The sequence below is a fragment of the Bradyrhizobium sp. BR13661 genome, assembly GCF_029892425.1.
Taxonomy (GTDB): domain Bacteria; phylum Pseudomonadota; class Alphaproteobacteria; order Rhizobiales; family Xanthobacteraceae; genus Bradyrhizobium.
Genome location: NZ_JARXWB010000003.1, coordinates 198,794 through 219,975, shown reverse-complemented (window position 1 = coordinate 219,975; position 21,182 = coordinate 198,794). Strand labels below are relative to the sequence as shown.

Annotated in this window: 17 protein-coding genes and 1 pseudogene; 12 read left to right on the top strand and 6 right to left on the bottom strand. The window is 63.9% G+C overall.

The window, feature by feature from the left end; genetic code table 11:
- Positions 1 to 5: 5 nt before the first annotated feature.
- Together M2427_RS06640 and M2427_RS06635 are read right to left on the bottom strand one after the other, a co-directional pair.
- Entirely contained in the window at positions 6 to 455 is a 450-nt protein-coding gene (locus M2427_RS06640; protein WP_280705407.1) for a 2Fe-2S iron-sulfur cluster-binding protein, read from the bottom strand.
- A gap of 157 nt (positions 456 to 612) precedes the next feature.
- On the bottom strand, positions 613 to 2,001 hold the full coding sequence (locus tag M2427_RS06635) for an MFS transporter (protein ID WP_280705406.1): 1,389 nt from the start codon (positions 1,999 to 2,001) through the stop codon (positions 613 to 615).
- Between the two features lie 136 nt (positions 2,002 to 2,137).
- On the opposite strand from M2427_RS06635, the gene M2427_RS06630 reads away from it, so the two are divergent.
- Entirely contained in the window at positions 2,138 to 3,199 is a 1,062-nt protein-coding gene (locus tag M2427_RS06630) for an isocitrate/isopropylmalate family dehydrogenase (protein WP_280705405.1), read from the top strand.
- 310 nt (positions 3,200 to 3,509) lie between these two features.
- Positions 3,510 to 3,797 carry a hypothetical protein gene (locus tag M2427_RS06625; protein WP_280705404.1) on the top strand — a complete coding sequence of 96 codons (288 nt, stop codon included), beginning with the start codon at positions 3,510 to 3,512 and terminating at the stop codon, positions 3,795 to 3,797.
- A gap of 96 nt (positions 3,798 to 3,893) precedes the next feature.
- Here the strand turns inward: M2427_RS06625 and arr are convergent, their stop codons facing one another.
- Together arr and M2427_RS06615 are read right to left on the bottom strand one after the other, a co-directional pair.
- Complete coding sequence (gene arr / locus M2427_RS06620) at positions 3,894 to 4,310, bottom strand: NAD(+)--rifampin ADP-ribosyltransferase (RefSeq protein WP_280705402.1); 417 nt, start codon at positions 4,308 to 4,310, stop codon at positions 3,894 to 3,896.
- 52 nt (positions 4,311 to 4,362) lie between these two features.
- Positions 4,363 to 5,106, bottom strand: a complete 744-nt coding sequence (locus M2427_RS06615) for an SDR family oxidoreductase (RefSeq protein WP_280705605.1) — start codon at positions 5,104 to 5,106, stop codon at positions 4,363 to 4,365.
- 166 nt (positions 5,107 to 5,272) lie between these two features.
- Here M2427_RS06615 and M2427_RS06610 point away from each other — a divergent pair, with 166 nt between their 5' ends.
- From M2427_RS06610 to M2427_RS06590, 6 genes and pseudogenes are all read left to right on the top strand, one after another.
- Positions 5,273 to 6,043, top strand: coding sequence for a methyltransferase domain-containing protein (locus M2427_RS06610; RefSeq protein WP_280705401.1), 771 nt, complete (start codon positions 5,273 to 5,275; stop codon positions 6,041 to 6,043).
- Positions 6,044 to 6,272: 229 nt separating this feature from the next.
- The gene (locus tag M2427_RS06605) at positions 6,273 to 7,286 is read left to right on the top strand and encodes a DctP family TRAP transporter solute-binding subunit (protein WP_280705400.1); all 1,014 of its coding nucleotides are present in this window, start codon (positions 6,273 to 6,275) and stop codon (positions 7,284 to 7,286) included.
- A gap of 176 nt (positions 7,287 to 7,462) precedes the next feature.
- Positions 7,463 to 7,888: pseudogene (locus tag M2427_RS42100) on the top strand (TRAP transporter small permease); the annotation flags it as partial.
- A gap of 243 nt (positions 7,889 to 8,131) precedes the next feature.
- Positions 8,132 to 9,415, top strand: coding sequence for a TRAP transporter large permease subunit (locus M2427_RS42095; protein WP_348521914.1), 1,284 nt, complete (start codon positions 8,132 to 8,134; stop codon positions 9,413 to 9,415).
- Between the two features lie 121 nt (positions 9,416 to 9,536).
- Positions 9,537 to 10,685 (top strand): GGDEF domain-containing protein, encoded by a 1,149-nt coding sequence (locus M2427_RS06595; protein ID WP_280705396.1) that lies wholly within the window; start codon positions 9,537 to 9,539, stop codon positions 10,683 to 10,685.
- 68 nt (positions 10,686 to 10,753) lie between these two features.
- Positions 10,754 to 12,688, top strand: a complete 1,935-nt coding sequence (locus M2427_RS06590; protein WP_280705395.1) for an alkyl sulfatase dimerization domain-containing protein — start codon at positions 10,754 to 10,756, stop codon at positions 12,686 to 12,688.
- A 185-nt stretch (positions 12,689 to 12,873) separates the two neighbouring features.
- Here the strand turns inward: M2427_RS06590 and M2427_RS06585 are convergent, their stop codons facing one another.
- Positions 12,874 to 13,944 (bottom strand): glycosyltransferase family 4 protein, encoded by a 1,071-nt coding sequence (locus M2427_RS06585; RefSeq protein WP_280705394.1) that lies wholly within the window; start codon positions 13,942 to 13,944, stop codon positions 12,874 to 12,876.
- 275 nt (positions 13,945 to 14,219) lie between these two features.
- On the opposite strand from M2427_RS06585, the gene M2427_RS06580 reads away from it, so the two are divergent.
- The 4 genes from M2427_RS06580 to M2427_RS06565 are packed head-to-tail and all read left to right on the top strand — an operon-like array spanning position 14,220 to position 20,122.
- Positions 14,220 to 15,983, top strand: a complete 1,764-nt coding sequence (locus M2427_RS06580) for an ABC transporter ATP-binding protein (protein ID WP_280705393.1) — start codon at positions 14,220 to 14,222, stop codon at positions 15,981 to 15,983.
- Positions 15,984 to 16,041: 58 nt separating this feature from the next.
- Positions 16,042 to 18,246 carry an amylo-alpha-1,6-glucosidase gene (locus M2427_RS06575; RefSeq protein WP_280705392.1) on the top strand — a complete coding sequence of 735 codons (2,205 nt, stop codon included), beginning with the start codon at positions 16,042 to 16,044 and terminating at the stop codon, positions 18,244 to 18,246.
- A 24-nt stretch (positions 18,247 to 18,270) separates the two neighbouring features.
- Positions 18,271 to 18,792: a PRC-barrel domain-containing protein gene (locus M2427_RS06570; protein ID WP_280705391.1), complete on the top strand. Its 522-nt coding sequence runs from the start codon at positions 18,271 to 18,273 to the stop codon at positions 18,790 to 18,792.
- Between the two features lie 19 nt (positions 18,793 to 18,811).
- Positions 18,812 to 20,122 (top strand): MFS transporter, encoded by a 1,311-nt coding sequence (locus M2427_RS06565; RefSeq protein WP_280705390.1) that lies wholly within the window; start codon positions 18,812 to 18,814, stop codon positions 20,120 to 20,122.
- A gap of 37 nt (positions 20,123 to 20,159) precedes the next feature.
- Here M2427_RS06565 and M2427_RS06560 read toward each other — a convergent pair whose 3' ends face one another.
- A complete protein-coding gene (locus tag M2427_RS06560) occupies positions 20,160 to 20,858 on the bottom strand; it encodes a helix-turn-helix domain-containing protein (protein WP_280705389.1) in 699 nt (232 codons plus the stop codon).
- Positions 20,859 to 21,182: the final 324 nt, after the last annotated feature.

The following is a 21,182-nucleotide window of genomic DNA, read 5'->3' as shown; positions in this document are numbered from 1 at the left end:
CTCCCTTACGCGCTTGCAATCGTGTGGATCGCTTCGCGCACCTGCTGGAAGGTGCCGCAGCGGCAGATATTGGTGATGGCATCGTCGATGTCTGCGTCGGTCGGCTTCGGCTTCTCGCTCAGCAGCGCCGCCACGGCCATGATCATGCCGCTCTGGCAATAGCCGCATTGCGGGACGTCCTGGGCGATCCAGGCTTCCTGCACCTTGTGCAGCGTGCTGCCGGACGCGAGCCCTTCGATGGTGGTGATCTTCTTGCCCTCGGCCTCGCCGACCGAGATCCCGCAGGAGCGGGTGGCGACACCGTCCATGTGGACCGTGCAGGCGCCGCATTGTGCAATGCCGCAGCCGTATTTGGTGCCGGTCAGGCCGGCATTTTCGCGGATCGCCCAGAGCAGCGGCGTATCCGGCTCGACGTCGAGCGTGAGGGTTTTTCCGTTGATTGTTAGGTTTGCCATCGCAAGTCCCCTGATTGGCCCATCCACCGATGGACTCAGGGGCGCAATGTGTCCGGCAAACTGGAACTGTTCAAATCAATAGTCCGAGGGGTGGCCATGAAGATTTACGCGGTCGCGGGAAGATTATGGACCGGGCGGTGTTGTGTGCGCGTGTCGGCTACTTCACCGCCAGCCGCAGGAAGCTCATCACGCTGCCGAGCGCGGCGAAGCCTGCCCCTAGGGCCAGTGCCACAGTGGCGCCGTTGTGACCGGCGAGCGCAAAGCATGCTGCCGCCAGCGCCGCGCCGGTGGTCTGTCCCGTCAGCCGCGCGGTGGCGACGATGCCCGAGGCGCTGCCGCCGCGATGCGGCGGAGCGCTCCCCATGATCGCCTTCATGTTCGGCGCCTGGAAGAAGCCGAAGCCCATGCCGCAGATCATGATCCGCCAGACGATATCGGGAATGCTCGGGCTCGCCGGTAGCAGTGCGAGCAGCGCCATGCCGAGGCCGAGCAGGATGAGACCGATGCCGCCGAGCAGACCGACCGGATGGCGGTCCGAGAGGCGGCCGGCGATCGGCGCCATGATGCCGACCACCAGCGGCCACGGCGTCATGAAGAAGCCGGTCTCGACCTGCGAGCGTCCGAGCACGTCCTCGAAATAGAACGGCAGCGAGACGAAGGCGAGGCCCTGCACCGCGAAGGAGCACACCGCGGTCGCCGCCGAGAGCGCGAACATCGGCCGGCTGAACAAATCGATCGGCAACATCGGCGCGGGATGATCTGCATGGCGGCGCGTCAGGATGAAGCCGAGCGCCAGCGCTGTGACCAGCTCGACGCCCACGATGACCGGCGACAAATTATGTGCGGCGCTGCCGATACCGGTGATGAACAGGCCGAGGCACATGGCAGCGAGCAGCGCGCCGAGAAAATCAAAGCCATGATCGGCGCGCGGCGTCTTCGGCAGCATCGCAAAGCCGATGCCGGTGGCGATGAGGCCGAACGGGATATTGACGGCGAACAGCCACGGCCACGGGCCGATCGCCAGGATCGCAGATGCGATCGAGGGACCGAAGGTGAAGGCGGTTGCGACCACCAGCGCGTTGTGGCCGAAGCCGCGGCCCTGCATCCGCCCCGGATAAACGAAGCGCACCAGGGCGGTGTTGACGCTCATGATGCCGCTGGCGCCGAGGCCCTGCAGCGTGCGCGCGACCAGCAGGCTGTCCAGCGACCAGGCGACCGCGCAGAACAGCGAGGCGATGGTGAACAGGATCAGGCCGCCGAGATAGATGCGCTGGTGCCCGACGATCTCGCCGAGCGCGCCTAACGGCAAGAGCGTCGCCACCAGCGCGATCTGGTAGACGTTGACCACCCAGACCGATTGCTCCGGACTGACATGCAGATCGGCGGCAATGGCGGGCAGCGCGATGTTGGCGATCGCGGTGTCGAGCGAGGCCATCGCCAGCGCGGTGAAAATCGCAGCGACCGCCCAGCGCCGCTGTTCGGCCGGCAGGCCATCGGCTTTGGGATGATCGGGCTCGCGCGCAGCGGCAGGTAACGTTGATGTCATTGCCTCAGCGCTTTGCTCCGGCGATCTGGCTTCGATGGTCTCCGGCATGTACTACGCTTGAGGCTGCTTCCACAGGCACATGCTTGCATGCATTGTATGCGCGAAGGTCGGGCGCCGCTCTCGAAAGGGGACCACCATGCATATCGTCGTTCTGCCGGGGGACGGCATCGGACCGGAGATCACGGCCGCGACATCAGGCTTGCTGCGCGTGGCCTCCGAGCGCTTCCAGCTCAATCTGCGGCTGGAGGAGCATGCGGTCGGACATGCGAGCCTCAGGCTATCAGGCACGACGGTGCGCCCAGAGCTGCTCGACACCGTTCGCGCCGCCGATGGCCTGATCCTCGGGCCGACTGCCACCTTCGACTTCAAGGACGAGGCGCATGGCGAGATCAACCCCTCGCGCCACTTCCGCAAGAACCTCGACCTCTACGCCAACATCAGGCCCGCGCGCACCTATGCGGGTCGCCCCGGCCGGCTCGGCGATTTCGACCTCGTCGTGGTGCGCGAGAACACCGAAGGGTTTTACGCCGACCGCAACATGGAGCAGGGCAATGGCGAACTGCTGGTCACATCGGATGTCGTGATCTCGCTGCGCCGGATCACGCGCCTCTGCTGCGAGCGCATCGCGCATGCGGCCTGTCGTCTCGCGATGAAACGACGAAAACACCTCACCATCGTCCACAAGGCCAATGTGCTCAAGATCGGCGACGGCATGTTCCTCGACATCTGCCGCGAGGCGGCGAAGGCCTATCCCGGCCTCGCGGTCGACGACATCCTGGTCGACGCGATGATGGCGCATGTGGTGCGCAACCCCGATCGTTTCGATGTCGTCGTCGCCACCAACATGTTCGGCGATATTCTCTCGGACCTGACCGCGGAGCTCTCGGGCAGCCTCGGCCTCGGGGGCTCGCTCAATGTCGGTGACAGCTACGCCATGGCGCAGGCCGCGCACGGCTCGGCGCCGGACATTGCCGGTCAGGATGTCGCCAACCCGGTGTCGCTGATCCTGTCGACCGCGCTGCTGCTCGGCTGGCACGGCGAGAGAAGCGGCGCGGTCCGCTACGAGGAAGCGGCGCGAGCGATCGAGGCGGCGGTGGCGAAGGCGCTTCGCGAGGGCAGGGCGACGCGCGACGTCGGCGGCGGGCTCGGCACCATCGCGGCGGGGGCCGCGATCGCGGAGATCCTGCAGACGGAGTGAGCTTTCGCCTGCATCTTTTTGTTCATGCTCGCAACAAGACGCCGAAAACAACCCCATGCACAGTAGAAAGCCCCTTGATCGACAAGGGGTTTTTCAGCCGGTTCGGTTACGATCTCCGGCGCGAAGCGTTCGTCGTGGTTGAAGGTTCTGATTGCGCGGGCTCGAATGTAGCGCAATGACGGAGTCGGCTATGCCCGACACGTAAGCGCCCCGTCGCAATATCTGCGCCTGGTGTTGACCCTGATCAAGGGTCGGGCTGCGTGGTTGCCTCACATTGAACTAGATCAGCGTTTGCATGGGAGGAAACATCATGACCTTCAACGTAAAGCATCTTGGTTTGCTGGTGGCTGTGGCCCTGTCGTCGACCGCCGCTCCTTTGTCGCTGCATTTCTCGTCATCGACGCTTCCGTCCGTATCAATGGATCGCGCTGAAGCGAGAGTGGGGCGACCGCTGACGCCGATGAGCGTTGCGGGCGTGAACCGCAGGGTGCATCGGCGCGCCTACTACGGCGCAGCGGCAGTGGGAGCCGCCGGGGCTTACGGTGCGTACGGCTACCGGAGGGCCTGCGGATATTATCCGTATCCGCCTTGCTATTGAGACGGCGCAAGTTTCGCAGGATGGGTAGAGCATTTAGCGAAACCCCTCGACGGGTTTCACTGCGCTCTACCATCCTACGGGCTGATCATCGTCGACCTAGTCGATGATATTGTCGACACCCGCCGCCTTCAGGCGAGCAATATTGTCCCTCATCTGCTGCAGACGTTCAGGCGCATGGCCTTGCCATTGCAACACTTCGGCAATGACCCGCAATGGATCGATGGAGCGATAAGACAGCGTCGGATTGCCGGGAAACTTCTTGTCCGTCACGTTCGGATCGTCCACGATCGGCCCGGTCGGCTCCACAACGTAGATCCGTCCGGGTCCGCTGCCTGCGGCAAGCTCCGCGCCCCAGATCGCCGCATCCAGCGTGGCGGTGAAATAGACCCAGGACAGCGGCTTGATATCGGTGAAGTTGGATTGATAGCCGACGACGATCAGATCGCCGGGTTTCAGATCAGCGCGCGTGCCGTGGAAGAACGATTGCGCGAATGTGGTTGCGGCGGATGACATGAGACGGTTCTGGACTCGTTTGGCTGCGCGAGGATGTCGCAATGACGAAATGTCAGAACTGATACCTTCTCAACCCGCCATCCACCGGGATCACCGTTCCCGTGATGTAGCGTGCCACGGGCGAAGCCAAAAACACCGCGAGTGCGGCGAGGTCTTCCGGTTCGCCCCAATAGCCCACCGGAATTTCTTCCTCGGCAAAGCGCTCGCGATAGTCAGGCGGATAGTTGCGCCGGATCTGCTCGCTCATGATGCGGCCGGGCGGGATGCAGTTGATGGTGATGCCGTGCTCGCCGATCTCGCGCGACAGGCCCTTGGCCCAGGCATGAACCGCGGCCTTGGCCGCGAAGGCAGCGTTGAGGCCTTCCGGCTCGGACTTGCCGGTGATGTTGACGATGCGGCCCCATTTGCGCTCGATCATCTGCGGCAACAGCGCATGCGCGATACGGCGGTAGCTGGTGAAGTTGAGCGCAATCGCTTCGTCCCATTTGCTGTCTGGCGCATCGACCGGCAGCGGGCGGCTGCCGCCGGCATTGTTGATGAGGATGTCGACATGGCCGAGCTTGCTGACGGCGAAGGCTGAAATCCTTTCGGCTGCGTCTTTCGCCATCACGTCCTGCTCGAACGGTGTGATCAACCCGCCGCCGACCTCCGTCGCCAGTTCGGCCAGCAGGTCGGTGCGGCGCGCGACGCCGACCACGCGCACGCCTTCGGCGGCCAGGCCCTTGGCGATGGCGCGACCGATGCCGATGCTGGCTCCGGTGACAACTGCGGTTTTCGATTTCAGCCCGAGATCCATGGTCACACGCTCTCTTGTTCGCTTTTCGCGTTTGGATTTTCGTTTGGCGTTCGTTTGGTTTTAGGTTTCCTGCCCTGTCCCGGGTGCGGCGATTTGCCCGACCGGGACGAGCAGTGGTAACCAAGGGCGACGGCGAAGGAAATACGAAAAAGAAAAGGCTTCAACGATGGTATGGGATCCGCAGCAATATCTGAAATTCTCCGGTCACCGGCTCCGGCCCGCAGTCGACCTGTTGATGCGCATTCCCGATGTCGGCCCGCGCACGGTCGCGGACCTTGGCGCAGGCGCCGGCAACGTGACAAAACTGATCAAGGAGCGCTGGCCTTCGGCCGCGGTGACAGGCGTCGAAGGCTCGGCTGAGATGGTGGCCGCCGGGCGCAAGGCCGCGCCCGACGTCGAATGGTCACATGAAGACCTCGGTCATTGGCGTCCCGGCAAACAATATGACGTGGTCTATTCCAATGCCGCACTGCACTGGTTGCCCAATCATGCGGCACTCTTCCCCTCGGTGATGGAGAAGGTCGCGCCCGGCGGCATCCTTGCGGTGCAGATGCCGCGCAATTTCCTCGCGCCGTCGCACGTGCTGATCGGCGAGACCGCGCTGAACGGGCCCTGGCGGTCCAAGGTCGAGCACCTCGTCACGCCGCCGCCGGTGGAGGGGCCGGCCTTCTATCACGATTTGCTGGCGCCGTTGTCTGAGAACATCGACATCTGGGAGACCGAATATCTCCAGGTCCTCGAGGGCGAGAATCCTGTGAAGGAATGGACCAAGGGCACCTGGCTGACGCGCTATCTCGACGTGCTGCAGGGCGATGAGAAGGCCGCGTTCGAGGCGGCTTATGGCGAGCGGGTCGCAAAGGCCTACCCGAAGAACGAAGCGGGCCAGACGCTGTTCCCGTTCCGGCGGCTGTTCATGGTCGCCCAGCGCAAGGGTTAACGCGCCTTTCGGCGATGCGACATAAGCGCTCGCTTCGCGGCGTGGAGCGGGCGCCAGGTTGCGCATGCGAGCGCCGTCGAGATAGCTTGCCCGCGGCAAAGCTTCGCTGCGGCAAATTGGGCTTAGGTCTAGTTGTTCGGGGTGAGGATTGCTGCCACTACTGACCTGTAAAACCGATCTGCAAAACAAAAAAAGAACCCGGTTATCGAGGTTGTTTGGGAGGTCCTTCATGCGCAAACTGCTGTTTGCGGTCGCTGCGGCCGCGTTTGCTTTGGCTCCGGCCTTGTCTTCGGATTTGGCTCAGGCCCAGAGCCCGATCATTGTCAAGTTCAGCCACGTCGTCGCCAACGATACGCCGAAGGGCAAGGGCGCGCTGAAGTTCAAGGAGCTTGCCGAGAAGTACACCGACGGCAAGGTCAAGATCGAAATCTATCCGAACTCCTCGCTCTACAAGGACAAGGAGGAGATCGAGGCGCTGCAGCTCGGCTCGGTGCAGATGCTCGCGCCCTCGACCGCGAAATTCGCGCCGCTCGGCATCAAGGAGTTCGAGGCGCTCGACCTGCCCTGGCTGTTCAAGGACGACGCGACCTATTCCGCCGCCATGAAGGGCACGGTCGGCAAATGGCTGTTTCAGAAACTTGAATCCAAAGGCATCACCGGCCTCGCTTATTGGGATAACGGCTTCCACATGGTGTCGTCGAATCGTCCGCTGATGAAGCCGGAGGATTTCAAGGGCCTGAAATTCCGCATCTCCGGATCGAAGATCGCCGACCAGTATTTCCGCCTGATGGGGTCGATCCCGCAGATCATGGCGTTCTCGGAAGTCTACCAGGCGCTGCAGACCGGCGTGGTCGACGGCTGCGAGAACACCGCATCCAACTATCTGACGCAGAAGTTCTACGAGGTGCAGAAGGACATCACCGTGTCCTATCACGCGCATCTGCAATACGCCGTCATCGTGAATTCGAAGTTCTGGTCCGGCCTGCCGCCCGACATCCGCACCCAGCTCGAGAAGGCGATGGCGGACGCGACCGAATACACCAACCAGATCGCGCATCAGGAAAACGAGGACGCGCTGGCCGAGATCAAGAAGACGGGCAAGACCACGCTGCATTATCTGAGCGACGCAGACCGCAAGGCGTGGCACGAAGCGATGCAGCCGACCTATGCCTGGGCCAAAGGCCGGGTCGGGCAGGAAGTGCTCGATCTCGTCGCCAAGGAACTCGACGTCAAGATGAACTGACGCGGTTTTCGGGAAAGTAATACCAACGGTCGGGAGTGAGTGCACTCCCGACCGTTTCGCATCGATAGGGGGACTACGCTTTGCTTCGCGCGCTCAACCAGTTGCTCAATCATCTCGAAGAATGGTTGATCGCGACGCTCATTGCCGCTGCAACCGGACTGATCTTCATCGCCGTCGTGCACCGTTACGGTGCGGGCGAATCGATCAAGCTGTCGCGATGGGCCGCCACGCACGGCCTGACCTGGCTCGCCGCCCTTTCGCAGGCCGTGTTCACCTTCCTGTCCGAGCTCGACCTGTCCTGGGCGCAGGAGCTCTGCATCTACATGTTCATCTGGATGGCGAAGTTCGGCGCGGCCTATGGCGTGCGCACCGGCATCCATGTCGGCGTCGATCTGCTCGTCAACCGTCTGCCCGAACATTCGCGCAAGCACGTGATCCTGTTCTCGCTGCTCTGCGGCGCGCTGTTCACCGGCATGATCGCCGCCTTCGGCGCCTCGTTTGTTTCCGAGATGTTCAAGACCGGGCAGCAGTCCAACGATCTGGAAGCGCCGATGTGGTTCGTCTATCTGGCGATCCCGCTCGGCTCGGGCCTGATGTGCTTCCGCTTCCTCCAGGTCTCCTGGTTCTACTACTGGACCGGCGAGCTGCCGCACCATGACGAGACCCGTGTCGAGGGCGTGGAGGCCGACGTCTCGCCGGCGCTGCATCCGCAGCCCGCCGGTGCCGCAACGAAAGCCGCCGCGCGAAAAGTCTCGCCGCTCGGCGTGATCCTGATCATGGCGCCGATCCTGATTTTCGCGATGTGCCTTGCCGAAAAGTTCGGCGTGTTCGCGCTGCCGCAATGGATGCGGGCTGCGACGGTGTTTGGGCTTTTGATCGCGCTGATGCTGACCGGCATCCCGGTGTCGATCGCGCTCGGCCTCACCGTGATGACGTTCCTGTTCACGCTCACGGCGGTGCCGATCGAAGCCGTCTCGATGAAGCTCTTCACCGGCATCGAAGGCTTCGAGATCATGGCGATCCCGTTCTTCATCCTCGCCGGCAATTTCCTCACCCATGGCGGCGTCGCGCGGCGCATGATCAATTTCGCGACCTCGCTGATCGGGCACTGGCACGGCGGCCTTGGCCTTGCCGGCATCGTCGCCTGCGCCATGTTCGCGCTGGTCTGCGGCTCGAGCGTCGCGACGGTCGCGGCGATCGGCGCCATCGTGCTGCCGGAGATGGTCCGCCACGGCTATCCCATGCGCTTCGGTGCCGGCATCATCACCGTTGCCGGCTCGCTCGGCATCCTGATGCTGCCGTCGATCCCGAAGATCGTCTACGCGGTCTCCACCAACACCTCGATCGGCGCGCTGTTCGTCGCGGGCCTGTTGCCCGGCATGCTGCTGACGACGATGCTCTGCATCGTCACCTGGTGGTTGGCGCGCAACCGCGACTATCCGCGGTTGAAGAAGGCGACCTGGGGCGAGACCGTCCACGCCTTCCGCGAGAGCATCTGGGGCCTGATGCTGGTCGTCATCATCATCGGCGGCATCTATAGCGGCCTGTTCACGGCGACCGAAGCAGCCGCAATGGCCGCGGTCTATTCCTTCATCATCGCGGTGTTCGTCTACAAGGCGATCAGGATCGCGGACGTGCCGCGCGTGCTGCTGCGTGCCGCCAACACCAGCGCGATGCTGCTCTACATCGTCACCAACGCGGTGCTGTTCTCCTTCGTGCTCTCCAACGAGAACCTGCCGGCGACGCTCGCCGACTGGATCGCAGCGCAGAATCTCGGCTGGGTCGGCTTCCTGCTGGTCGTCAACGTGCTGCTGCTGCTTGCCGGCAATTTCATGGAGCCGAACTCGATCATCCTGATCATGGCGCCGATCCTGGCGCCGGCGGCCAAGAAGCTCGGCATCGACCTCGTCCATTTCGGCATCGTCATGGACGTCAACATGGAGGTCGGCCTCTGCCATCCGCCTGTCGGCCTGAACCTCTATGTGGCGTCGATGATCGCGCGCATGCGCATCACCGATCTCGCCGTGGCGGTGATGCCGTGGCTGTTCACCATGCTCGGCTTCCTCGTCATCGTGACCTACTGGCCCGATCTGACGTTGTGGCTGCCGCGGGTACTGGGGATGCATTAGCCCGCAGGCGGGCGGGACATGGCTAACGCGCGGTAAACCCGCTCGTTCAAATGCCATTGCTGTGCAGTGCATGCATTTTTACGGATGTGCGGTACAAACATGCCAGCGTATGGGTGCGGGCATGTTGTTCAACAGAATGGAGTCGGGGCGGGCGTCTATCTCCGACGCCGTCTATCTGGAAGTCATCACGGGCCTTCACGGCACGATGTTGCCCAACATTCTTGCGGCCGCCTGTCTGGCGATGGTCGGCGCCATCACGACCTACGAGACCGGTGACAGGGTGACGGCGGGCCTGACGGCCGCCGGTGTCGTTGTGGCCATCGTTCGTCTCATCGAAATGTTTGCATTCCGCCGCCGCCTCACCCGTGCGCCGCAGCTCGGCCGCGCGGAGGCCGTGCGCTGGGAGCGGCGCTATGTGACCGGCACCATCGTGACGGCCCTCATCCTCGGCCTGTTCGCAGCGCGCAGCATCGTGCTGGGTGATGCGTTGTGCTGCGTCATGGCGGTCGGCATCGGCTTCGGCTTTGGTGCCGGCGTGGTGGCGCGGCTCGCGCTGCGCCCTGTCGCGGCGCTGCTCGATCTGATCGCCATCGCCGCACCGGCCGCGATCGTGACATTGATGCAGCCGGATCTGCGTCATGTCGGCCTCGGGCTCCTGATCCTGATGTATGTGGTCGCGAGCTTCGAGATGGTGCGGCTGAGCTTCAACGCCTCGATCAAGCAGATCACGCTCAAACGCCAGTTCGAGCAGCTGTCGCGCGTGGACCCGATGACGGGCCTTGCCAATCGCTCGGCGCTGGCGACGGACTTGCCCGCAATGCTCGCGGCCGGGACGATCGCCGTCCATACGCTCGATCTCGACCGTTTCAAGGAAGCGAATGATCGCTTCGGCCACCCGGTTGGCGACGCGCTGCTGAAGCAGGTCGCCGGGCGACTCAGGGCGATTGCCGCCGCCGACGATCTCCTGGTGCGGATGGGCGGCGATGAATTCGTCCTGGTGCAGCGCGCGGTTGATGATGCGGAAGCGATGGCGATGCGTATCGTGAACGCGATCAGTGCGCCCTACGACGTCGACGGCCAGACCATCGAGCTTGGCGTCAGCGTCGGGGTTGCCGTCGCGCCGGACGACGGCCGGACTGCAGAGGCGCTGTTGTCGCGCTCCGACAGGGCGCTCTACCGCGCCAAGGAAAGCCGCGGCGGCTATGTGCTGGCGCGGCAGCTGCGGATGCCGGAGGCGGGCCAGACTGTTTCCGAAGGACTGGCCGCGTAAGGAGCGGTTGGAACCGCAATCGAGATGCGGTTAGATGCCTCCCAGACAAGACGCCGGGGAGGAGCCTCATGACCAGTACCGAAGCAGCCAACACGCCGAAGGACGCGATGCCATCGGTCGTCGCGCACCATCAGGCGATGCTGAATGCGTTGCCATTTTCCGACACGCGGGATTTCGACGACGCTGCGCGCGGCTTCCTCGGCACGATCGACAACGCGAAGATTACAAACGCGCAAGGACGGACTGTCTGGAGCCTCGAGCCCTATGGCTTTCTGTCCAACGAGCAGGCACCGCCGACGGTCAATCCCAGCCTGTGGCGGCAGTCGCGGCTCAACATGCAGCATGGATTGTTCGAAGTGGTGCCCGGCGTCTACCAGGTGCGTGGGCTCGACATTGCCAACATGACGCTGATCGAGGGCGACAGCGGCGTCATTGTCGTCGACACACTGACCTCGATCGAAGGCGCGCGCGCCGCGCTCGATCTTTACTTCAGGCACCGCGGCATGAAGCCGGTTGCGGCCGTCATCTTCACGCATACCCATACCGATCACTGGGGTGGCGCGCGCGGCGTGCTGGAAGAGGATGCGCTGGCGACGGGGCGCGTGCCGATCATCGCGCCGAACCTGTTCATGGAGCACGCCGTCTCCGAGAACATCATTGCGGGGCCGGCGATGCTGCGGCGGGCGCAGTATCAGTTCGGGCCTTTCCTTGCCAAGGGCGTGCAAGGGCAAGTCGATTGCGGTCTCGGCAAGACCATGGCGGCGGGTGCGGTGGCGCTGCTGCGGCCGACCGATTTGATCATGGCGACCGGCGACAAGCGGCTGATCGACGGCGTCGAATTCGAATTCCAGATGGCGCCGAACAGCGAAGCTCCGGCGGAGATGCACTTCTTCCTGCCGCGCTACAAGTTGCTGAACTTAGCTGAGAACTGCACGCATAATTTCCACAATCTGCTGCCGTTCCGCGGCGCCGATGTGCGCGATGCGCTGGCGTGGTCAAAGTACCTCAACGAGGCGCTGCAGCTGTGGGGCGGCAAGGCCGAGGCGATGTGCGGCCAGCATCATTGGCCGGTGTGGGGAGCTGCGCGCATCGACACCATGATCCGCGAGCAGCGCGACCTCTACAAGTTCGCGCATGACCAGACCATCCGCCTGATGAATCACGGCCTCAATGCGGCCGAGATCGCCGAGGCGATCCAGCTGCCGAAGAGCCTCGACGGCGCCTGGCACGGCCGCGGCTATTACGGCCATATCAGGCATAATGTGAAGGCCATCTACCAAAAGTATCTCGGCTGGTACGATGCCAATCCGGTCAATCTCGATCCGCTGCCGCCGGTGGCATCAGGCAAGAAGTACGTCGAATACATGGGCGGCGCCGACGCGATCCTGACGCGGGCTCGCGCGGATTTTGACAAGGGCGAATTCCGCTTCGTTGCGCAGGCGCTCGGCCATCTCGTCTTTGCCGAGCCGGACAATCAGGCGGCGCGCGCGCTGCTGGCCGACACGCTGGAGCAGCTCGGCTATGCCGCCGAGAGCTCGACCTGGCGCAACGCCTATCTGTTCGGCGCGCAGGAATTGCGCCAGGGCATGCCGAAGACGCCGCCGCGCGCGCCAATGCCGCGCGAGACGCTGGCGGCGCTGCGCACCTCGCAGCTCTGGGACGTGCTCGGCATTCGCCTGAATGGCCCGAAGGCGGAAGGCAAGCACATCGTTCTGAACTGGCGTTTTTCGGACACCGGTGAGACATTCGTGCTCAATCTCGAGAACTGCGCACTGACCTACACCGAAAATGTGCAAGCCGAAAATGCCGACGCCAGCTTCACGCTGGCGCGCGCGACGCTGGATGAAGTGATTGCGAAGCTGACGAGCTTTCCGGAAGCGGTGGCTGCGGGCAAGGTCAAGCTGTCGGGTAATCCGATGAAGCTTGCGGAGCTGATGGGGCTGATGGATGAGTTTCCGCGCATGTTCGAGATTGTGGAGCCGAAGCGGGCGGTGGTGAGCTAGCCGCCGCCGTTGCCACACACTCGGTGTCGTCCCCGCGAACGCGGGGACCCATAACCCCAGGGAGAGGTCGTGTGCGAGACAGGTCACTCCGAGTCATCGCTAAACTATTGTTGCGGAGTATGGGTCCCGGATCGGCGCGCGCTTTGGGCGCGCTTGTCCGGGACGACAGCTGAGGTCTTGGCTACTTACTCCGCGCTGCTTACCAGCTTGATCCGCGGCGCCTGTTCTTCGGTCAGGCTGCGGTACGCGGCGAGATAGTCGAGCGCCATGCGCCGCGCGGTGAAGCGCTTTTCGAACTGCTTGCGGATGGCGTTGCGGTCGAGCTGCGCGAGGCGGCTCACGACGCCCGCCGCGCTGATGACGTCCTCGACCACGAAGCCGGTGAGGCCTTCGTCGATGATCTCCGACACCGAGCCGCGGTTGAAGGCGACCACCGGTGTGCCGCAGGCCATCGCTTCAATCATCACCAGGCCAAACGGCTCCGGCCAGTCGATCGGCAGCAGCAGGCCGATCGCGCCGCTGAGGAAGTCCGACTTCTCGTGATCGCCGATCTCGCCGATGAAATCCACCAGCGGATTGTTCTCGATCATGGGCCTGATCAGCTCGTCAAAATAGTCCTGGTCGGCGCGGTCGACCTTGGCCGCGATTTTCAGCGGGACGCCGCAATGCGTCGCGATCTTGATGGCGCGATCGACACCTTTCTCCGGCGCGATGCGGCCGAGCACGGCGAGATATTCCTGCTTCACCGGCTTCGGCGTCAGCAGAGTCTCGGGCAAGCCATGATGGATCGTTCTCACCCAGTTCGCCTGCGGCACGGGCCGCCGCTGCGCGTTCGAGATCGAGATCACGGGCATCTTGGAGAAAGTGTTGAAGACCGGCTGATGCTCCGGCAGATCGAGGCGGCCGTGCAGCGTGGTCAGGAACGGTGTCGGCTGCCGGTAGAACAGCGACCATGGATAATAATCGAGATGGAAGTGGAGGAAGTCGAACTCCTCGTCGTCACATTTCTGCCGCACGCGCTCCAGCAGCACCATGTGCAACGAGTTGGGATCGCGCACGGAACCGTCGAGGCGAAGTGCCCGCGGCCATAGTGCATCGAGCTTCGCCGACGTCTGCGAGTCGCCGCTGGCGAACAGCGTGACGTCATGTCCAAGGGCAACCAACTCTTCCGTCAACCAATGCACCACCCGCTCGGTGCCGCCATACAGCTTGGGTGGAACAGCCTCCGTCAACGGAGCTACCTGCGCGATGCGCATCTCACCATCTCCTCTGCGATCAAGAACGTCGAAACCCCCAGCGCGTCGGCACCGGCTATGCCAGCCAAGGGAACGTTCCCGCAGTTGCGAAGTTCCTCCTAGCAAACGTTACTTATTCGACACATCGCGCGCGTGTCTCGATGCTGCCATCTGATCTTCTCAGATCGTCCGCATCCGCATGTCGTGATCGCCTTGCCCGGGAACCGAGGCGAACCGGTCGATGTTCAGTCGACAACCAAGAACAATTGAAATCATCACGACGGGGTCAGTGTCACATGGATCAACTTTCTGGATACGCGCGCAGGCCATTTGCCTTTGTCTTGCGCTATCTGCGGCGACGATTGGCGTCGCATCTGGTGATCCTGGGCGCTGTGGTCGCGGCGGTTGCCTGCTCCGTAGGCACGCAGTACGGCGTTAAATCCCTCGTCGACGGTTTGTCGGCGGGAACCTCGCATGGTGGCAGCGTATGGCTGGCATTCATCCTGCTCATGTCGCTGATCGCGGCCGACAACTTTCTGTGGCGGATCGCGAGCTGGACCGCGAGCTTCACCTTCGTTCGTGTTACCGGCGATTTACGCCGTGACATATTTCGTCATCTGACCGGACACGCACCGAGCTATTTCTCGGACCGGATGCCCGGCATGCTGACCAGCCGCATCACGGCGACATCCAACGCGGTGTTCACGGTCGAGAACATGTTCGTCTGGAATGTGTTGCCGCCGTGCATTGCCACAGTTGCGGCGATCCTGCTGATTGGAACCGTGAGCCCATACATGGCGGCAGGCCTGATCGTGATCGCGGGCGGTATGGTGATCGCGATGTTCCGTCTTGCCGCGGCCGGCAAGCCGCTGCATGACGATTTCGCGGATAAGGCCGCGGTGGTCGACGGCGAGATGATCGACGTCATCAGCAACATGCCCTTGGTCCGTGCCTTCTGCGGCATTGGTCACGAGCACGAACGTTTCGACGCGACGGTGAACCGGGAACTCAACGCGCGCGGGCGTAGCCTGCGCTATCTCGAGAAGCTGCGGCTCACTCATGCCGGCGTCACCGTGATCTTGACCGTGGCGCTGATGGCCTGGGCGATCACGCTGTGGCAGCAGGGCGAGGCGACCACCGGCGACGTCGTGCTGGTCTGTACGCTCGGCCTTTCCATTCTCAATGCGACGCGCGATCTCGCGGTGGCGCTGGTGGATGTCACACAGCACGTGGCGCGTCTGACCGAGGCGATCGCGACGCTGCTGGTGCCGCATGAGCTGCGCGATCATCCCGAGGCCGGGCCGCTGGTCAAGAGCGGCGCCGCGATCATGTACAACAACGTCACCTTCGGCTATCCCGGCGGCGAAAAGATCTTCGAGCGCTTCAGCCTGCGGCTGCAGCCCGGCCAGCGCGTCGGCCTGGTCGGCCAGTCCGGCGGCGGCAAGTCCACCCTGTTCACGCTGCTTCAGCGCTTCTATGACGTGGACGAAGGCAACATCAGCATCGACGGCCAGGACATCTCCAAGGTGACCCAGCAGAGCCTGCGTGAGGCCATCTCCGTCGTGCCGCAGGATATCTCCCTGTTCCATCGCTCCATCCGGGAGAACATCCGCTATGGCCGGCCGAATGCGACCGACGACGAGGTGCTGCGCGCGGCGATCGCGGCGCGTTGCGACTTCATCGACAGCCTGCCGGAAGGCCTGGACACCATGGTCGGTGACCGCGGTGTCAAGATGTCCGGCGGCCAGCGCCAGCGCATTGCAATCGCGCGCGCCTTCGTCAAGGACGCGCCGATCCTGCTGCTCGACGAGGCGACTGCCGCGCTCGACAGCGAATCCGAGGAGGCGATCCGCGAGGCGCTGACACGGCTGATGCGAGGCCGCACCGTGATCGCGATCGCACATCGCCTGGCAACGCTGCGTAATTTCGACCGCGTGGTCGTGCTCAGGAACGGCAAGATCATCGAGGATGGTGCGCCCGACCGGCTGATGCAGGGCCACGGTCCGTACCGTGAGCTGGTGACGCAGGAAATGGGTCGGCTCGCGAAGTTCGCCGCGTAAACCCAACAGTTGCGTTGCGTTGGTCGCGTTCGAAACACATGCCGCAGGGGAGCAGCTCATGGCAACTGAGGCCGCAACCAGGATCATCTCGGTGCCGCAGACGATCGAGACCGTCGCCGAACAGGCATTCTATATTCCGATGACGGGGCCCGCCGCGCGGCCCCGTCGCTCGCTCAAACACGACGACACGTTTATCGTGCTGGACAGCCATGGCGACATCGGTGCGTCGGCCGGCGGGCCGGATGGCCTGTTCAACCATGATACGCGTTACCTCGCCCGGCTGGAGCTCGTGCTCGATGATCTCCAGCCGCTGTTGCTCGGCTCGAACCTGCGCGACGACAATTCGGGATTGACCGTCGACCTCACCAATCCAGACATCTACAGGCAGGGTCGCATCGTGCTGCAGAAGGATCTGCTGCACATCGTGCGCACGATCTTCCTGTGGCGCGGCACTGCGTATCAGCGGATCGGCCTGCAGAACCATGGCGAGCAACCGGCCGCCTTCGAGCTGACGCTGCTGTTCGATAACGATTTTGCCGATCTGTTCGAGGTCCGCGGCGAGCGGCGGCCGCGCCGCGGGACCGGCACCAGCAAGCTCGTCGGACCGACCGATGTTCTGTTCGAATACCGCGGCCTCGACGATGCCGAGCGCACCACCGGCCTGCATTTCGATCCGCGCCCGACGCGGCTCTCGGTGAACGCCGCGACCTGGCAGCTCGAGCTGGATCCGCATGAGGCCAAGTCGCTGTTCGTGGCCGTCTCCTGCAACCGGCCGGTCGCAGAGAAGCCGGCACGCTTCTTCCGGGGGCTGCTCGCGCATCGCCGCGAGATGCGGCAGTCCACGATCGGCGCCGCCAGCATCGAGACCTCCAACAACATCTTCAACGAGGTGCTGTGCCAGGCAATGGCGGACCTCAACATGCTGATGACGGAGACGCCGCAGGGGCGCTATCCCTATGCCGGCATTCCCTGGTACTCGACGACGTTCGGCCGCGACGGATTGATCACCGCGCTGCAGATGCTGTGGGTCGACCCGCGGGTGGCCAAGGGCGTGCTGCGGCGGCTGGCGCATTTCCAGGCCAAGGCGGTCGATCCGCTAGCAGATGCGGCGCCCGGAAAGATCCTGCACGAGATGCGCGGCGGCGAGATGGCGGCGCTGCGCGAGGTGCCGTTCTCGCAATATTACGGCAGCGTGGATTCGACCGCGTTGTTCGTCCTGCTCGCGGGCCGCTATTTCGAGCGCACCGGCGACGAGACGACGCTGACCGAGCTGTGGCCCGCGATCGAGGCCGGCCTCGCCTGGATCGATGGGCCCGGTGACCCTGATAATGACGGGTTTGTCGAATATCAGCGGGCTACCGAAAAAGGGCTCGCCAACCAGGGCTGGAAGGATTCCTTCGACGCGATCTTCCACGCCGACGGCAAGCTCGCGGAGGGCAATATCGCGCTCGCCGAGGTCCAGGGCTATGTCTACGCCGCCAAGCTGCTCGCCGCGCGATGTGCGCTGCGGCTGGGCAAGCCCGATCGTGCTGGGAAGCTCGAGGCGGAAGCCGAGGCGCTCGCCGAACGCTTCGAAGAAGCGTTCTGGTGCGAGGAGCTGGGCACCTATGCAGTTGCGCTCGACGGCAACAAGCGGCGATGCGAGGTGCGCACCTCGAATGCCGGGCAGGTGCTGTTCAGCGGCATGATCCGGCAGGATCGTGCCCGTCTCGTCGCCGCCGATCTGATGCGGCCGCATTTTTTCTCAGGCTGGGGCATCCGTACCGTCGCGCAGGGCGAGGTGCGCTACAATCCGATGTCGTATCACGACGGATCGATCTGGCCGCACGACAACGCGCTGATTGCCTTGGGCCTTGCGCATTACGGGCTCAAGCACGCGGTGGCGCAGGTGTTCAAGGGGCTGTTCGACGCCGCCACTTACATGGACCTGCGCCGGCTGCCGGAATTGTTCTGCGGCTTCCGCCGCGAGAAGCGGCGTGGGCCTACGCTCTATCCGGTCGCCTGTGCGCCGCAGGCCTGGGCTAGCGCCACGCCGTTCACGCTGCTGGAGGCGGCGCTCGGGATCGAGTTCGACGTCGCCCGCTGCGAGATCCGTCTGCGCAATCCGCACCTTCCGTCCTTTCTGAACGAGATCACCCTGCGCGATCTGCACCTCGGCGAATCCAGCGTCGATCTTCGCGTCAGCCGCCACGGCGATGACGTGGCGTTGGAGGTGCTGCGGACGCGCGGCCGGATCCAGGTGTCGATCGTGCTGGCGCGCTAGCGGCGCTGCGGCAAGGAGGGTGTCATGCGTACTGCCGGATGGTTCGCCTTAAGCGTTGCGATCGTCGCGGGAGTGACGGTTGCCGTGTCGCGCGCCGCGGAGGACCGGCCCGCGTCCGCCAATGCAGCCCCGACCGAGGCCAACACGCCGCCGCCGGCCTCGGTCGTGCCCGTCACGCCGAAAGACGCCGCACCGCCGCCCTCGGTGACCATCATCGGCGCCAGCGACGCCCATGGTGTACTTGGGCGCGACGTGCGCAGCGCAGCGGACGAGGATATGGGCCACATCGTCGACGTCATCGTCGATCTCGCCGGCCATGTGCGCGCCGCCGTGATCGATTTCGGCGGCTTCCTCGGCGTCGGCAGCCGCAAGATCGTCGTCGACTGGAACGCACTTCGGTTCGGCAAGATCACCAACAAGAGGGACAGCATCACGCTGGAATTGACCAAGGCACAGGTCGCGGCCGCGCCGGAATTCAAGGAAGACACGCCGATGGTCGTGCTCGGTGCGTCCGGCAGCCTCCAACCGCTCCAGGAAATTCAGTGAGGGGAGGGGATGGCTGACGGTGCTGTTGTCGAGGAAGCCTGATCATGAGAAGCGCGCGGGACGTGTCGAACAGGACAACGTCGCCGTACCCGTTCTCGCGGCCATTCCGGAGCCGTCGCGCCGCAGCCTGCGCGGCCTCGACTGGTTCATCTTCTTCCTCGCCGATGTGCAGACCGGCTTCGGCCCCTTCATCGCGGTTTACCTGACGACGCAGAAATGGACCCAGGTCGAAATCGGCCTGGTGCTGTCGATCGGCGGCATCGTCGCGCTGATCGGGCAGATGCCGGGCGGCGCCATCATCGATGCAGCGAGATCCGAGCGGCTGGTCGCGGGGCTTGCGATTGGGACCATCGGCTGCTGCGCGCTCGCTTATGCGGCGATGCCGATCTTTCCGGTGGTGGTGGCCGCCGCGACGTTGCACGCGGCGGCGAGCTGCGTGCTCGGTCCCGCGATTGCGGCGATCAGCCTGGGCCTGGTTGGTCCGCTCAAGATCGGCGAGCGGCTCGGCCGCAACGCCCGATTCGCCTCGCTCGGCAATGGCGTTGCCGCCGCTGTGATGGGGACGGCCGGATATCTGCTCTCGAGCCGCTCGGTCTTCCTGGTCACCTTCGTGCTCGCGATTCCGACGCTGATTGCACTGTCGCGTATCCGCGAGGAGGAGGTCGACATCGCGCGCTGTCACGGCGAGATGCCGCGCGAGGCTCCGGTTCCGGGCGACACCAATATCTGGCATTTGATCCGGCAGAAGCCGCTGATCGTCTTTGCGCTGAGCGTGCTGCTGTTGCAGCTCGCAAACGCCTCGATGATGCCGCTGATGGCAAGCACGGTGACGGCGCGTTCGAGCCAATGGGCGACGGTTCTGGTCGCTTTCTGCATCGTTGTGCCGCAGGCGATCGTCGCGCTGTTGTCACCTTCGGTCGGACGCAAGGCGCAGGCGTGGGGCCGGCGCCCGGTGCTGCTGATCGGGTTCGGCGCGCTGACGATCCGCGGCGTGCTGTTCGCGACGGTGCACGATCCCTATCTGCTGGTGCTGGTGCAACTGTTCGACGGCTTCACGGCCGCGGTGTTCGCGGTGATGATTCCGCTCATCGTGGCGGACGTCGCCTTTGGCACGGGCCACTTCAATCTGGCGCAGGGCATCGTCGGCACCGCAACCGGAATTGGTGCGTCCTTGAGCACTGCGCTCGGCGGCTATGTCAGCGACAAGTTCGGCAATGCCATCGCCTTCCTAGGGCTCGCGAGCATCGCCGCGACAGGACTTCTGCTGATCCTCTTTGTGATGCCGGAGACCCGGCGCACCGGCGTCGAGGCAAAAGAAATGGCCGGCTGAACGAAGTCAGCCGGCCAGGGGGTGGGAGGGGAAACGTTCAGGCGTCGAGATTGTGCAGCCGCTGACGGTTGCGCAGCACGATCTGGCGGGCGCCGGAGAAGCCGAGGATGCCCTGGCTGTGAAGCTGGGACAGCGCGCGCGACACGGTCTCAAGGGTGAGGCCGAGATAGTCGCCGATGTCGCGGCGGCACATCGGAAGCGCCATCATGCCGGCGACCGCAAGACGACGATCCATTTCCAGCAGGAAGGTTGCGACGCGCTCCATCGCGGTCTTGCGGCCGAGCAACAGCATGTGATCTTCGGCATGGCGCAGTTCGCCAGCCGTCATGGCCCAGAGCTTGCGAGCGACCTGCACGTCGGTACCGGCAGCCTTCTCCAGGCTTGCACGCTTCACAAGACGCACGCTGGTGTCGATGATGGCTTCGGCGGCGAGGCGGTGGGTGGCGCCGGATTCGAGGCCGAACACGTCGCCGGGAAGATGGAAGGTGCCGATCTGGCGACGGCCGTCGGAGAGAAGCTTGTAGGTGCGGACTGCGCCGGAGACGACCTGGTAGACATATTCGGCCGGCTCATCCTCGCCGTAGATCTCCTCGTCCTTGCGGTAGGAGAACTCGGTGGCGATCAGGCCGACATGGCCGGTGATCGCGCCGAACTGGTCCGAGACGGGACGGGGCGGAGCAATCTTGCCACCGATTTGGGTGTTGATCGCCTGGGTGTTGAGGGTCTGCGTCAGCATTTGCGCCATCTCCGTTGTGATGACGCTTTCCTACGCGGTATCGGGTGCTGCGAAAATTTCGCGCGATATCTTAAGGAGGGTTACCTACGTAGATCTCCGTAGGTCGCCCGCAGGGGCAGGATACCGCTGCTCTCACTATTCGGTGTGCTGGAAATAACGAGGCTTCAGCGCGAATCGGGTCATCGAAAGCGTTCACAACAACGGAGATGCCCGATGTTAGCCCAATCTGCTGCAGCTCTACTGGCAGCCTTGTTGGTCCTGCCCTCGCTGGCTACGGCAACGACAGCTGGGCCTCGACTCCATACCGTCGCCGGCCATTCGTAT